A 12680-nucleotide genomic window follows, 5' to 3' on the forward strand; every position below is an offset into this window, starting at 1 on the left:
CGGGCGCGTCAGCCCGCCGCCTCGATCGCAATAGCAATCCCCTGCCCGACACCGATGCACATCGTGGCCAGCGCCTTTTGACCGGACCGCAGGTCAAGGGCCGCGGAACCAGTGATCCGTGCGCCTGACATACCCAAGGGATGGCCAAGCGCGATGGCCCCGCCGTTGCGATTCACGCGCGGATCGTCATCGGCAATGCCCAACCGCCTCAGCGTTGCCAAGCCCTGCGAGGCAAACGCCTCGTTCAGTTCGATCACATCGAAATCGGACTGCAACAGCCCCAGCCGCGCCATCAGCTTTTCCGAGGCGGGCGCAGGCCCAATCCCCATAATGCGCGGCGCAACGCCGACGGACGCACCGCCCAAGACCCGCGCGATGGGAGTCAATCCGTGCTGCTTGATCGCTGCTTCTGATGCGATGATCAGCGCCGCCGACCCGTCATTCACGCCAGACGCATTGCCTGCCGTGATCGTGCCGCCTTCGCGAACGAACGGTCTGAGCCGCGCCAGATCGTCGGCGGTTGTTTCCGGGCGCGGATGTTCGTCGATTTCAACGATTACCGGATCGCCCTTGCGACGCGGGAGTGTCACCGGCGTGATCTCAAGCGCCAGACGCCCGCTTTGCTGGGCGGCCCCTGCCCGCTGCTGGCTGCGCAAAGCAAACGCGTCTTGATCCTCACGCGACACGTGAAAATCTTCTGCCACATTCTCAGCCGTCTCAGGCATGGAATCAACGCCGTATTGCGCCTTGAGCACCGGGTTCACGAAGCGCCAGCCGATGGTGGTGTCGTAAACCTCGGTCTGGCGTGCAAACGCCTGCTGCGCCTTGGGCATGACGAACGGCGCGCGGGTCATGCTTTCGACGCCACCTGCGATGACCAAATCCGCCTCGCCTGCCTTGATCGCAAGGGCGGCAGCCAGAACCGCATCCATTCCTGATCCACAGAGCCGGTTCATCGCGGTGCCAGGCACTGTCTCGGGGTAGCCTGCCAGCAAAACTGCCATGCGCGCCACATTGCGGTTGTCCTCGCCTGCCTGATTGGCACAACCAAGGATCACCTCGTCGATGGCCGAGAGGTCAAGCGACGGATTTCGCGCCGCCAAAGCCGCCATGGGCACTGCTGCCAGATCATCAGCGCGGATCGACGCCAAAGCCCCGCCATAGCGACCAATGGGCGTACGGATGTAGTCACAGATAAAGGCGTCGGGCATGAAGGTGGCTCCGGCTGGAGGGGTATGTTTGGTGCATAAGGCCGTGGAACCCGCCCCGAATGCAAGTCAGCCGTTCAATCGGGCCCCTTGCGGGATCGTCGGCGCAGCAGCGTTCAGCGTTTCTATGGCGAACCCTGCAGCAGCTTTGTATTTCGCCATGAAATCCGCGCGTTCCGCAGCCGGGATCACGTCTTCGATGTCGTCGAACACACCGCCGCAGCGTTCATCGAGCAGGTTGAGCAGTCCAAACGGGCCGGCCCCGCGATTGCGCAGCACCAGCTCCGACACCGGCGCGCATAACTGCGCATCGTATGCGGCAAGCGCCGCTTCGGTCACACCATGCTCCAGCATTTTCACCCCAATCACGCGAGCATCGACAATCGCCTGGCTCGCGCCGTTCGACCCTGTCGGATACATCGCGTGCGCCGCATCACCCATCAGCGCCACCGCGCCATCGACCCAACTTGGCACCGGGTCACGGTCGATCATCGGGTTCACATAAGCGCAATCGGCGTCGCGCAGCATCGCGGGCACATCAAGCCAATCATAGCGGAAGTCTTCGAAGTGATGGATGAATTCGTCAATTGCGACCGGTTTGAACCAACCGTCCTGCTGCCATGCACCCGCCTCGTCCATCGTGACTTCAGCGATCCAGTTGATGAGCGCGGTGCCGGTCTCATCGGTCTTCGAAATCGGATAGATCACCATGCGATGCCGGTGCGTTCCCAAGCCGACAAACGACGATTGCGTACGCAACGGCTTGGCCCGCACGGTGCCCCGCCACATGACAGCACCGCCCCAATGGATCGGCGGCTGATCGGGATACATCTGCGCCCGGATCGCGGAATGGATGCCATCAGCGGCGACCAATACTGACCCAATCTCGGTGCGGCTTTCGTCTGCAACCTGAACGGTGGCGACGACCCCGGCACTGTCCTTGGCATACCCAGTGACCTTGGCCCCAAGCTGAACCGCATCTGCGCCTACCCGGTTGATCAGCGTTTCATACAGAAGCATATGAAGCTGCCCACGATGCACGGCATATTGCGGCCAGTTATAGCCTGCGCTCAACCCCCGCGGTTCAGAATAGACCTCACGCCCGTTCAGACCGACCAGCGCCCATTCTTCGGCGGGCAGTCCCACTTTGTCCAAATCATCGGCTGTGATCCCAAGATCAAACAGTTCGCGCACGGCATTGGGCTGCAGGTTGATGCCCACACCCAGCGGTTTCATCTCGCGTGCGGATTCGAACACGGTGAACGGCACACCGATCTGGTGCAGCGTCAGCCCAAGCGTCAATCCCGCGATGCCACCGCGGGCGATGATAACCCTGCTGTCGGACATAGTTGAGTTCCCCATGGTTTTAGCGGGTTTACGGCGTGGCGTAGGTCAGGACAACAGGTCGGGTGTCCCAATCGAGGTGATTTGCGACGTCACATCTGACGCCACGACCAAAGCGCGCCCGGTGGCCTGAACCATCTGGGGCAACAGCATCCATTCCAGTGCCCAAGCCGCACCCGATCTTTCCTGTTCGTGAACCATGGCATGGTGAACGCCGGACAATTGCACGGCATTGTAGCGTGCCAAAGTGACCAACAGTTCGGCCATCACCGGGTTCTGCTTGTGTGGCATGGCCGACGACCCGCCACCGCCCTCCATCTTGATTTCATCGATCCCTTGCTGCGCCATCAGGCAGATATCCTGCCCCATTTTGCCCAGTGTCCCTGTGATCAAAGCAAGGACTGACGCTGCTTCACCGATGCCATCGCGCATTGCGTGCCAGCATTGCGGTGTCGCAGACAGGCCAAGTTCACCAGCCACAGCTTCACACACGGCGTCTTCATCAGCGCCAAGCGCCGCGCGATCTCCGGCGGCACCGCCGATCTGCACCAGCGCGACGCGCGGGCGCAACTGCGCCAACCTGTCCCGATGCGTGTCCAGCGGCAGACGCCAGGTTTGCACCCGGTCGGCCACAGTGATCGGCATCGCCGCCTGCATGCGCGTCCGTCCCATCAGGGGGGATGTCCCGAACCGATCCTCCAAAGCGTTTAGCTCCGAGGCCAATTGCGCCAGCCGTAGGTCGATCAGGTCAAGGCTTTGGACCAAAGACAACACTGTCGCCGTGTCGACCAAATCCTGCGAGGTTGCGCCCTTGTGGATCGCAATTGCCCCTGTCCGCTCTTTCAGCAGGCGCACTAAGACCGGAACACAAACCCCGTCCTTCGCTGTCCCGTCGCGCAGTTCTTCCGGCGCAAGGGTCACACCTTCAATGGCAGATGCCGCCGCCGCTCCGTCGTCCTTCGCCCAAAGCCCCGCCAAGTGACCATGCCTCGACCATGCCGCCTCGAAGGCGAGCATGTGGTAAAGCTGCGCCTCGGCAGACCAAAGGGCCGCGACTTCGGTATCGGCAAACAGACCGGACAGCCAAGGATGGTCAAAGACGCCTGTCATCACAGGTCAAGAAACACCGTTTCGCCTTCACCCTGAAGCCGGATATCGAAACGATAGGTGCCATCCCCAGTTTTCTTTGCGATCAGCGTGTCCACGCGCGGGCGCTGTTCGATACGGGCGAGCAGCGGATCGGCACTGTTGTCTTCGTCGTCGAAATAGATGCGCGTGTTCAGACCAATGTTGATCCCCCGCGCCACGATCCAGATCGAGATATGCGGCGCGAAGACCTGACCATTCCGGCCCTTCACCGCCCCCGGCTTGATGGTACGCAGCGTATATTCACCCGTGTCTTTGTCGGCGGCAAAGCGGCAAAAGCCCGAGACCTTGGGATCGGCCCCATCCTGCCCCGGATAGACACCCGCCGCATCGGCCTGCCAGCTTTCGAACATCGCGTCGCGCATCGCCCAGCCGGTGCCGTCATAGATCGACCCGACGATGGTGATCACCTCGCCTTTTGCACCGTCTTCGATCGGGCTCAGGCCTAGGTCTTCGGGATAAACGCCTTCGACCCCGGCGAAGGTGGGGATGCAGCCGATATGGACATAGGGACCAGCAGTCTGGCTGGGTGTTTCGACCAGAATATCAAGCAGTTGTGTCATGGCTTACATCCCTTCCGGCTTGTTTTCGAACATGGTCTGACGACGACCGCGCAGCACGATGTCAAACTTGTAGGCAAGGTAATCCATGCCCCGCGAATTCTGCATGTCGAGTGGTGCCACGAGGCGGTCCAACTGGCTCCGGTCCCGCACAGTGGCGGCAATCGGGCAAAGGTCGATCAGCGGATCGCCCTGAAAATACATCTGGCTGATGAGCCGCTGGCCAAAGGCATGGCCGAAGATTGAAAAGTGAATATGCATCGGCCGCCAATCATTGGCACGGTTTGGCCACGGGTATGCCCCCGGACGGATCGTCATGAATTCGTAGTACCCGTTCTCATCCGTGATTGTCCGTCCGCACCCTCCGAAATTCGGATCAAGCGGCGCGAAATACGTGTCCTTGATGTGCCGATACCTCCCTCCGGCATTGGCCTGCCAGATCTCAACCAGCGTGTGCGGCACAGGACGGGCCAACTCATCCAACACCCGACCGTGCACACGGATACGTTCACCCACGGCCAGCGCCTTGCCCTGAGTATAGTTGCTGATCAGGTTGTTATCGAGCGCTCCCAGCATGTTGTGACCGAAACGGGGACCGGTTTCTTCGCTCGGCGTGGATTCCATCGACAAAAGAGGCAGGTAGGGCGACCGTGTGATCGACGTCTTGTAATCCGTGTAATACGGGTCCGGATGCACCTCGCGGCGGCGCGGCATTAGGGCTGCGGTGTCAGTCATCGGACTTCTCCATTTCTGCGTAAGTCTGTTTGGCCAGCTTGATGGCGTGGTTGGCTTTGGGCACGCCAGCATAGATCGCGACATGCTGGAACGCCTCCATCACGTCCTGTTTGCTGGCTCCGGTCCGTGCGGTGGCGCGTATGTGCATCGGGATTTCCTCAAAGTTTCCAGTGGCCGCCAACAGCGCCAGCGTGAGCATCGACCGTTCCCGACGGCTGATCCCATCAGACGACCAGACGGTGCCCCAAGCGCCTTCGGTGATCAGCGTCTGAAATGGCAGATCGAAGTCGGTTTTGGCCGCTTCGGCGCGGTCGACATGGGCATCACCCAAGACCTCGCGACGGGTTTTCATCCCTTGGTCGAACCGGTCAGACATGACCCACCTCCTTGAGGAACTCCGAGATCAGCGCACCCACCTGTTTGGGCGCTTCGACACAGGGCAGATGGCCTGCGTCCGGGATCACATAAAAGGTCGCGTTGCAGAGCTTTGCAGTCGCCTGCACCATCTCGGGAGTGGTTGATCCATCCTCGGACCCAGCCATCGCCATCACTGGAAGGGTCAAATCAGAGGCCGATTGCGTAAAATCCGCACCGGCAATTGCAGCGCAGCATCCGATATACCCTTTGATCGGGGTTCGGGTCAGCATATTGCGCCACGGGGCAAGCCGCGCGGCATCATTGCGCATCTCGGGCGCAAACCAACGATCAAGAATGGCATCGGCCATTGAACTGATGCCACCAGCCCGCAATCCTGCGATCCGATCCTGCCACATCTCGGGCGATCCAATCTTGGCAGCGGTGTCCATCAGCACCAGAGCTCGCAAAACGTCAGGGCGGCGCGCAGCCAGCCCCTGCCCGATCAAACCACCGATAGACAGGCCGACAAAAGCGATGTCCCGCAGGCCGAGCGTGTCGATCACCGCCTCGGCGTCCGACACAAGCGTGTCCATGTCATAAGGCGCATCAGGGCAATCCGACAGCCCGTGTCCGCGTTTGTCAAAACGGACAATCCGCACCCCTGTTGGCAGGAACGGCAAAAGCGGATCCCAGACGCGCATATCCGTGCCAAGCGAATTGGCCAACATGACAACTGGTCCGCTGTCAGGCCCATCCACCTGCACGTGCAACGTGACGCCCTGCGATGTGACTGTTCTCATATTTGCAAATCTCCCCATCCCTTCTTTCGCATTTCTTTTGCTGCCTGAAAATTATAATCTTGCACCGTTTAGTTAACCCATGAGTTATATATGATCGACCCCCGCATCCGTCTGCGCCACTTGCGATGCTTTCTTGAAACCGCGCGATTGGGGTCATTGTCTGCCGCCGCCAATGCACTGAACGTGTCGCAGCCTGCGGTATCCAAAACCATCCGCGAGTTGGAAGAGGTGTTGGGCAAACCACTGTTCGACCGTTCGAACCGCCGTCTAAGTCTGACCACGGTTGGCCGCGTCTTTCAGCAGCACAGCGGGGCTGCAATGGCAGAAATCTCGCGGGCCCAATCGCTGGTCAAAGACACCCCGTCCCAGATCACCCGCCTGTCTGTCGGGGTTCTGCCCACCGCTGCGACGTCCCTTATGCCGCGTGCCGCTTTGGCGTTCCGAGACACCCATCCGAATTGCCTATTGCGCGTCAGCACGGGGCCGAACTGGCTTTTGATGTCTCAACTTCGGGAAAGCAGCCTCGATCTTGTCGTCGGTCGCATGGGCACGACCGAAGTGATGCAGCACCTGTCATTCCATCATCTCTACTCTGAAGACATCGCAGCGGTCGTGCGTCCGGATCATCCGCTCATCGAACAGGCCCAGCCATTAGACGCGCTCGAGGGCTTTCCGCTTCTACTGCCGCCACCGGGTGCGGTGATTGCCCCACTGGTTCGGGCGCTGCTGTCGCGGCACGGCATCGCTGCGCAAACTGCGGCGTTCGAGTCGGTCTCGCTCGCCTTTGGGCGGCGTGTGGTGCAATCATCCGATGCGGTTTGGTTCATCTCGCGCGGGGTTGTGGAAGACGAGCTTGACGCAGGCACGCTGACCGCCCTGCCCCTTGGCAATGACCTGCGCGGCGGTCCCATTGGCATTTCGATGCGGGCAGATGGCGTTTTGACCGAGGAACAAACTGGTCTGATCCGGGCACTGGAAGACGCCCGGACCGAATTGCGCCCCTTGGGACAAAGCTCCGCCTAGAACGGCAAACCGATATAATTCTCGGCCAGATCGCGCCGGGCGGTTTCCGATTGCGACAAGTGGCGCAACGTGGATTTGCGCATCTGCGCGGCAAAGCTGTCTTCGCCGTCAAAATGGTGCAGCATCGTTGTCATTTGCCAGCTGAACCGCATTGCCTTCCAAATCCGCAAGAGCGCCCGTTCCGAATAAGCGTCGATACCAGCAGTATCACCCTTTTTCACCGCGTCGATCAGCGCTTGGTAAAGGTAATGCACGTCCGATACGGCAAGGTTCAGCCCCTTGGCTCCAGTCGGCGGTACAATATGCGCGGCATCACCCACAAGGAACAACCGTCCCCAGCGCAGCGGTTCGCTGACGAAGGACCGCAACGGCGCGATGGATTTCTCGATCGACGGTCCGGTCTGCATTGTGTCAGCCACCCCGGACGGCAGGCATGACTTTAACGTAGCCCAGAAGCGCTCATCGCTCCACTCTTCGACTTTATCGGTTAACGGAACCTGAACGTAATACCGGCTGAGCGTTTCGCTGCGCATCGATGCCAGCGCAAACCCGTTTGAGGAATTGGCGTAGATCAGCTCTTCATGCGCGGGCTTCGTGCGTGAAAGAACCCCCAGCCATCCAAAGGGATAGACGCGTTCAAATTCGCGGCGCTTGTCTGCGGGGATAGTCTTGCGGCTGACCCCGTGGAACCCGTCACATCCCGCCACATAGGCGCAGTCCAACCGAGTGCGCGCGCCGTCCAAAGTGTATTCGACATAAGGCGCGTTGCTGTCGGCATCTTGGATCACGACATCCTCGACCCCGTGGATGATCGTCGCCCCTATTGCATCCTGCGCCTTGTAAAGGTCCGTCGTGACCTCGGTCTGGCCATAGACCATGACGGACGTGCCGGTGAGCTCTTCGAAATTGATCCGCACCATCAGATCGTCATCGGTCAGGTAGCACCCTTCATGCGGAATGCCTTCGCGTGCCATCCGCTCACCCACACCCGCCTCGCGCAGCATGTCCACCGTTCCGGCCTCCAACACCCCTGCCCGGATGCGTGACAAAACGTGATCCCGCGACGAACGCTCCAACACCACCGTCGCCACACCAGCTTGGTTCAGCAATTGCGACAACAACAGGCCCGAAGGCCCTCCGCCGATAATCGCGACTTCGGTTTTCATGGCACCACTCCTCCAAAAGCTGACGGCCTTAATAGGCCGCAAAGCAGCAACAGATAATGGCACCAAAGAGCGAGCTATGGTAACAATCGAACATGTCTGTGCAAAACACCATTCCCGCCTTTGGACTTTACGGCGAACAAGGCCCCTTCCCGGATGTGATCCATTTTGAGGATTTCTCTGTTCGTGCACCGATCAATGATTGGCGGATCATGCCGCACCGCCACAGCCAGATGTCACAGTTATTCATGGTCGAACACGGCTGGATCAACGCGACTGTCGACGGCGAGAAACACCAAGTATCCAAGTCAGAATTTCTCTATATTCCAGAGCACTGCGTTCACGAATTCACATTCAAACCCGGTTCTGAAGGCAAGATTTTCTCCTATCCGATCAGCATTGTGCGCACGATCTCACCGGCGACGGATCAAATCCTGACCGCCCTGTCCAAACCTTTTGTCGGGCGCGTCGAACACCACTTGGAACGGGTGACCCAACTGCTGCGCGAGACTGTCGGCGGCACCAGCCTGTTTCGCGCACAGCAAGTTGTCGGATTGGCACATTCCGTGCTCGCCAATCTAGCCGAAACGCGGCTTGCAGAACGCGCGTCCGAACAGAGAACCAAACATGCCCGCCTCTTTGCGCTGGATGATCTGATCTCGAAACACATGCCCGATGGCTGGACCGCATCGGATTTCGCAAATGCGCTGTCAATCAGCACCGGACATCTAAGCCGCCTGTGCCGCGACGCGACGGGGATGGGCGCCACCGCCTATATCGAACAACACCAGATGCAAGAGGCCTGTCGCTTGCTGGCCTTTACGCAATTGCCCGTGTCCGAAATCGGCTACCGGCTTGGGTTCATCGACCCGTCTTATTTTTCCAAGCGATTCCGCGCGGCACGAGGCCAGACCCCCTCAGAGTACCGCGCGCTGTTCACGAACTAAGTACCCGGTCCGCCAACGCTTTGATCTGCGCGGGCTCAGGATGGAAATCCGCGACCGCGGCGCATTTGGCCCAGCACGCCCGGAAGAACAGGCCTGCTGTCGCCTGCGCGAAATCATGCGCCTCACGTTCGGCATCGTCAGTTCCACGCATCCGGTCGCGCCATGTGATCCACGCCGCAAGGTCGGCCAGTACCCGGTCCGACGCACCGCCAAGTTCACGGATCAAATCGGCAAACTGGTCGGCACCCGGCCCCTTTAGACCACGCGTGGCGATGCCACGTTCATGAATACCATTGGCCCCTTCGTAGATCGAGGTGATGCGGGCATCGCGCCATACCTGCCCTAGCTGGTATTCATTCAAATACCCGTAACCCCCGAGGATCTGTATTCCCAGATCCGCCGCCTTGATCCCGGCTTCCGAGCTGAACACCTTGCAGAGCGGGGTCAAGAACGCCACGAGATCGGCGCGGTCGCCACGCTCCATCTCAACAAAAGCGACATGGCACATCGCCCGCGCGCCCATCGCCAAAGCCGCTTGCTCGGCCAGCATCCGCTGCACATCGGCATGATCGGCCAACTGCGCCGGGCTGCCATCCTTGCGGCGCCCCTGCACGCGATCTTGTGCATAGGCCGTGGCGATCTGAGACGCGCGCGCCGCGTGCGCGACACCCTGCAACGCCACATCAAGACGCGCGTGGTTCATCACCGTAAACATGGCCCTTAACCCATCGCCCTCAGCCCCGATCAATTCGGCACGGGCATGGCTGAAGGCCAACTGACAGGTCGGTGAAGCATGCAGTCCCAGCTTTTCCTCGATCCGCGTGACGGTCACACCGTCACCAGCCGAACACAGGAACAATGACAAACCCTTCAGCCCGTCCTCCACCGATCCACTGCGGGCAAGAACCAGATGCAGAATGCCCGAAGACATGTTCTGGTCGCCCCCCGAGATAAAAATCTTTTCTCCATCAAGCCACCAGTCCGCCCCACCTCGCGTCGCCTTGCACCGGATACCCGACAAGTCCGACCCGGCCCCGGCCTCGGTCAGACACATTGTCGAGAGCACTTCGCCCGCCGCCAGAGGGGGAATCCATGTTTCTTGTTGTTCCGGCGTTCCGAAATGCAGCAAGGTCTCAACAGCACCGGGTACCAGCCCGCAAACCATCTGCATGGCATGATTGGCTCCGGTAAAGACCTCCGACACACCCGCAGCGACCAACGCCGGTTGTTCCATTCCACCGAACTGTTCGGGTGCCCGTAGCCCCTGCCATCCGCCTTCCGCCAGTTGCGCATACGCCTCGACAAACCCGTCTGGCATCAAGACACGCCCATCGACAAGTCGCGCGCCCTGCGCGTCGCCAATCGCGTTTAACGATGCAAGCACACCCTCTGCGAATTGTGCGAAATGTCCAAGGATGTCAGCAGCAAGCGCATCATCCCAACCCTCGACACGGTGCGCATCTGCAACGTGCCGTAGGCAAAACAGGATATCATCCGTCGGCGCAACGAAGTCGGTCATGCATCAAGCGCCCTTGTCCGTCACACCCAGCAGACGCATCGCGTTTTCCTTGAGGATCAGTGGCCGCACCTCGTCCTTGAAGGGCGCATCCGCAAAGTCCTTGAGCCATCGGTCGGGCGTGATGGCCGGCCAATCGGACCCGAACAGCATCTTCTTCTTCAGGATCGAGTTGGCGTATTTGATAAAGATCTCAGGAAAATATTTCGGCGACCAGCCCGACATGTCGAAATAGACATTCGGCTTGTGCTGCGCGACCGCCAGACCTTCCTCAGTCCAGGGAAAACTCGGATGCGCAAGAATGATCGGCATATCAGGGAAATCCACTGCCACATCATCCAAATGCATCGGGTTCGAATACTTGAGCCGCATGCCCATGCCACCACGCATACCAGACCCGACCCCTGTCTGTCCGGTGTGGAACAAGGTGATCACCCCCTCTTCAGCACAGGCTTCGAGCACCGTGTAACAGGCTTCCCGGTCATTCGGGAAAAACCCCTGCATCGTCGGATGGAACTTGAAACCACGCACGCCGAAATCGCGAACGAGTCGTCGTACTTCTCGCGCACCCGCCTTGCCCTTATGCGGATCGATCGACGCGAACGGGATCAGAATATCGTCATTCTGAGCGCACAGCTGTGCAACCTCTTCGTTGGAATAGCGTCGAAACCCGGTTTCGCGTTCGGCATCGACAGGAAAGATGACTGCCGCGATATTACGTTCGCGGTAGTAGTCTGCGGTGTCCTGAACCGTCGGCAACATGCCTTCGGCACCAGCGGGATTCTTGAAATACGCCGCCATGCCGGACTGAAATTCATTATAGCCGTCATCCCGTCCATGATTACAGGGCTCTTCTGCATGCGTATGGAAATCAATGGCTTGCACCTTTGAAAAATCGACCATGTCTGCCCTCCCACGGCAAGAAATCAGCGCCTTCAAAAATTGCTATACAGCAAAACCGTTTACATATACAACAAAACTAATCGAAGGATCGGGAGGATCACATGCACGATGGCTCAACACGTTCGGGTGACGTCACACGCGTTGAAATCGAAGGTGATATCGCCATGCTGATTTTCGACCGCCCCGAAAAGCGCAACGCCATGAACGACGCGTTGGTCGACGACCTGGACCAGTTCTTCTCGCATCCGCCCGAAGGTGTGAACGCGGTGATCCTGCGTGGCGAAGGCGGGCATTTCTGTTCGGGCCTTGATCTGGCCGAGCATGAACATCGCCCCCCGATCGACGGCGTCTACCATTCCCGCAACTGGCACCGTGTGTCCGAATTGATCGAATTCGGCGGTCTGCCGGTGATTTCAGTTCTGACCGGTGCAGTGATCGGCGGCGGGCTGGAAATCGCGGCCTCGACCCATGTGCGGATCGCCGAACCCACGGCGCGCTTCCAGCTGCCCGAGGGCCGTCGCGGCATCTTCGTGGGTGGCGGCGCAACGGTGCGCGTGGGCCGCATCATCGGCGCTGACCGTATGCGCGAGATGATGCTGACCGGGCGCAATTATGGTGCGGAAGATGCGTTGTCTTTGGGTCTTGCGCATTATTCCGTTGGCGAAGGCGAAGGTCTTGCCCTTGCGCTCAAGCTGGCCCGCAAGATCGCGGACAATGCGCCCTTCTCCAACTATCTGATGATCAATGCATTGGCGCGGATCGGCGACATGTCGCGCTCGGATGGGCTGTTCACCGAAAGCCTTGCCGCGGCGATGTGCCAGACATCTGAGGGCGCGAAAGAAGGCCTGCGGGCTTTTCTCGAGAAGCGCGAACCCGTTTTCAGAAAGTAACACGAAAGGGCTTGGTCAATCTTTGAACCGTGACATGAGGGACTTGGGAAATGCACGTTTCTTACCACCACCTGACCAGTGGAGACAT

13 protein-coding genes are annotated in these 12680 nt (G+C 59.6%); 3 read left to right on the forward strand and 10 right to left on the reverse strand.

Going from position 1 to position 12680, the window contains the following annotated elements; genetic code table 11:
• Nucleotides 1–8: 8 nt before the first annotated feature.
• The 7 genes from pcaF to pcaD form a co-directional block, all read right to left on the reverse strand.
• Entirely contained in the window at nucleotides 9–1211 is a 1203-nt protein-coding gene (gene pcaF / locus ACK3EW_RS12995) for a 3-oxoadipyl-CoA thiolase (protein ID WP_493806557.1), read from the reverse strand.
• A gap of 66 nt (nucleotides 1212–1277) precedes the next feature.
• Nucleotides 1278–2555 (reverse strand): flavin-dependent oxidoreductase, encoded by a 1278-nt coding sequence (locus ACK3EW_RS13000; protein ID WP_493806558.1) that lies wholly within the window; start codon nucleotides 2553–2555, stop codon nucleotides 1278–1280.
• Nucleotides 2556–2600: 45 nt separating this feature from the next.
• Entirely contained in the window at nucleotides 2601–3662 is a 1062-nt protein-coding gene (locus ACK3EW_RS13005; RefSeq protein ID WP_493806559.1) for a 3-carboxy-cis,cis-muconate cycloisomerase, read from the reverse strand.
• Nucleotides 3662–4261: a protocatechuate 3,4-dioxygenase subunit alpha gene (pcaG, locus tag ACK3EW_RS13010; RefSeq protein WP_493806560.1), complete on the reverse strand. Its 600-nt coding sequence runs from the start codon at nucleotides 4259–4261 to the stop codon at nucleotides 3662–3664. The genes ACK3EW_RS13005 and pcaG overlap by 1 nt, the downstream gene beginning before the upstream one ends.
• Nucleotides 4262–4264: 3 nt before the next feature.
• The gene (gene pcaH / locus ACK3EW_RS13015; RefSeq protein WP_439119710.1) at nucleotides 4265–4993 is read right to left on the reverse strand and encodes a protocatechuate 3,4-dioxygenase subunit beta; all 729 of its coding nucleotides are present in this window, start codon (nucleotides 4991–4993) and stop codon (nucleotides 4265–4267) included.
• The gene (gene pcaC / locus ACK3EW_RS13020; protein WP_493806561.1) at nucleotides 4986–5369 is read right to left on the reverse strand and encodes a 4-carboxymuconolactone decarboxylase; all 384 of its coding nucleotides are present in this window, start codon (nucleotides 5367–5369) and stop codon (nucleotides 4986–4988) included. Before pcaC ends, pcaH begins: the two co-directional genes overlap by 8 nt.
• Nucleotides 5362–6150 (reverse strand): 3-oxoadipate enol-lactonase, encoded by a 789-nt coding sequence (pcaD, locus tag ACK3EW_RS13025; protein ID WP_493806562.1) that lies wholly within the window; start codon nucleotides 6148–6150, stop codon nucleotides 5362–5364. Before pcaD ends, pcaC begins: the two co-directional genes overlap by 8 nt.
• Nucleotides 6151–6240: 90 nt before the next feature.
• Here pcaD and pcaQ point away from each other — a divergent pair, with 90 nt between their 5' ends.
• Nucleotides 6241–7173, forward strand: a complete 933-nt coding sequence (pcaQ, locus tag ACK3EW_RS13030; RefSeq protein WP_493806563.1) for a pca operon transcription factor PcaQ — start codon at nucleotides 6241–6243, stop codon at nucleotides 7171–7173.
• Here the strand turns inward: pcaQ and pobA are convergent.
• Nucleotides 7170–8339, reverse strand: coding sequence for a 4-hydroxybenzoate 3-monooxygenase (gene pobA / locus ACK3EW_RS13035; RefSeq protein WP_493806564.1), 1170 nt, complete (start codon nucleotides 8337–8339; stop codon nucleotides 7170–7172). The two genes, pcaQ and pobA, sit on opposite strands and share 4 nt — an antisense overlap.
• A gap of 92 nt (nucleotides 8340–8431) precedes the next feature.
• On the opposite strand from pobA, the gene ACK3EW_RS13040 reads away from it, so the two are divergent.
• On the forward strand, nucleotides 8432–9283 hold the full coding sequence (locus tag ACK3EW_RS13040; RefSeq protein WP_493806565.1) for an AraC family transcriptional regulator: 852 nt from the start codon (nucleotides 8432–8434) through the stop codon (nucleotides 9281–9283).
• Here ACK3EW_RS13040 and ACK3EW_RS13045 read toward each other — a convergent pair.
• Nucleotides 9273–10802 carry an acyl-CoA dehydrogenase family protein gene (locus ACK3EW_RS13045; protein ID WP_493806566.1) on the reverse strand — a complete coding sequence of 510 codons (1530 nt, stop codon included), beginning with the start codon at nucleotides 10800–10802 and terminating at the stop codon, nucleotides 9273–9275. The two genes, ACK3EW_RS13040 and ACK3EW_RS13045, sit on opposite strands and share 11 nt — an antisense overlap.
• A gap of 3 nt (nucleotides 10803–10805) precedes the next feature.
• Nucleotides 10806–11702: an amidohydrolase family protein gene (locus ACK3EW_RS13050; protein WP_085628510.1), complete on the reverse strand. Its 897-nt coding sequence runs from the start codon at nucleotides 11700–11702 to the stop codon at nucleotides 10806–10808.
• Between the two features lie 101 nt (nucleotides 11703–11803).
• Here ACK3EW_RS13050 and ACK3EW_RS13055 point away from each other — a divergent pair, with 101 nt between their 5' ends.
• A complete protein-coding gene (locus tag ACK3EW_RS13055) occupies nucleotides 11804–12592 on the forward strand; it encodes a crotonase/enoyl-CoA hydratase family protein (protein WP_493806567.1) in 789 nt (262 codons plus the stop codon).
• Nucleotides 12593–12680 lie beyond the last annotated feature (88 nt).

The sequence above is a fragment of the Marivita sp. NO-S04 genome, from assembly GCF_059070475.1.

Bases quoted from the DNA above. Each gene is read 5' to 3' on its own strand.
- pcaH (WP_439119710.1), bottom strand. From the start codon at position 4,993: ATGACTGACACCGCAGCCCTAATGCCGCGCCGCCGCGAGGTGCATCCG.
- pcaG (WP_493806560.1), bottom strand. From the start codon at position 4,261: ATGACACAACTGCTTGATATTCTGGTCGAAACACCCAGCCAGACTGCT.
- pcaC (WP_493806561.1), bottom strand. From the start codon at position 5,369: ATGTCTGACCGGTTCGACCAAGGGATGAAAACCCGTCGCGAGGTCTTG.
- pcaD (WP_493806562.1), bottom strand. From the start codon at position 6,150: ATGAGAACAGTCACATCGCAGGGCGTCACGTTGCACGTGCAGGTGGAT.
- ACK3EW_RS13050 (WP_085628510.1), bottom strand. From the start codon at position 11,702: ATGGTCGATTTTTCAAAGGTGCAAGCCATTGATTTCCATACGCATGCA.
- ACK3EW_RS13040 (WP_493806565.1), top strand. From the start codon at position 8,432: ATGTCTGTGCAAAACACCATTCCCGCCTTTGGACTTTACGGCGAACAA.
- ACK3EW_RS13005 (WP_493806559.1), bottom strand. From the start codon at position 3,662: ATGACAGGCGTCTTTGACCATCCTTGGCTGTCCGGTCTGTTTGCCGAT.
- ACK3EW_RS13000 (WP_493806558.1), bottom strand. From the start codon at position 2,555: ATGTCCGACAGCAGGGTTATCATCGCCCGCGGTGGCATCGCGGGATTG.
- pobA (WP_493806564.1), bottom strand. From the start codon at position 8,339: ATGAAAACCGAAGTCGCGATTATCGGCGGAGGGCCTTCGGGCCTGTTG.
- pcaF (WP_493806557.1), bottom strand. From the start codon at position 1,211: ATGCCCGACGCCTTTATCTGTGACTACATCCGTACGCCCATTGGTCGC.
- ACK3EW_RS13055 (WP_493806567.1), top strand. From the start codon at position 11,804: ATGCACGATGGCTCAACACGTTCGGGTGACGTCACACGCGTTGAAATC.
- pcaQ (WP_493806563.1), top strand. From the start codon at position 6,241: ATGATCGACCCCCGCATCCGTCTGCGCCACTTGCGATGCTTTCTTGAA.
- ACK3EW_RS13045 (WP_493806566.1), bottom strand. From the start codon at position 10,802: ATGACCGACTTCGTTGCGCCGACGGATGATATCCTGTTTTGCCTACGG.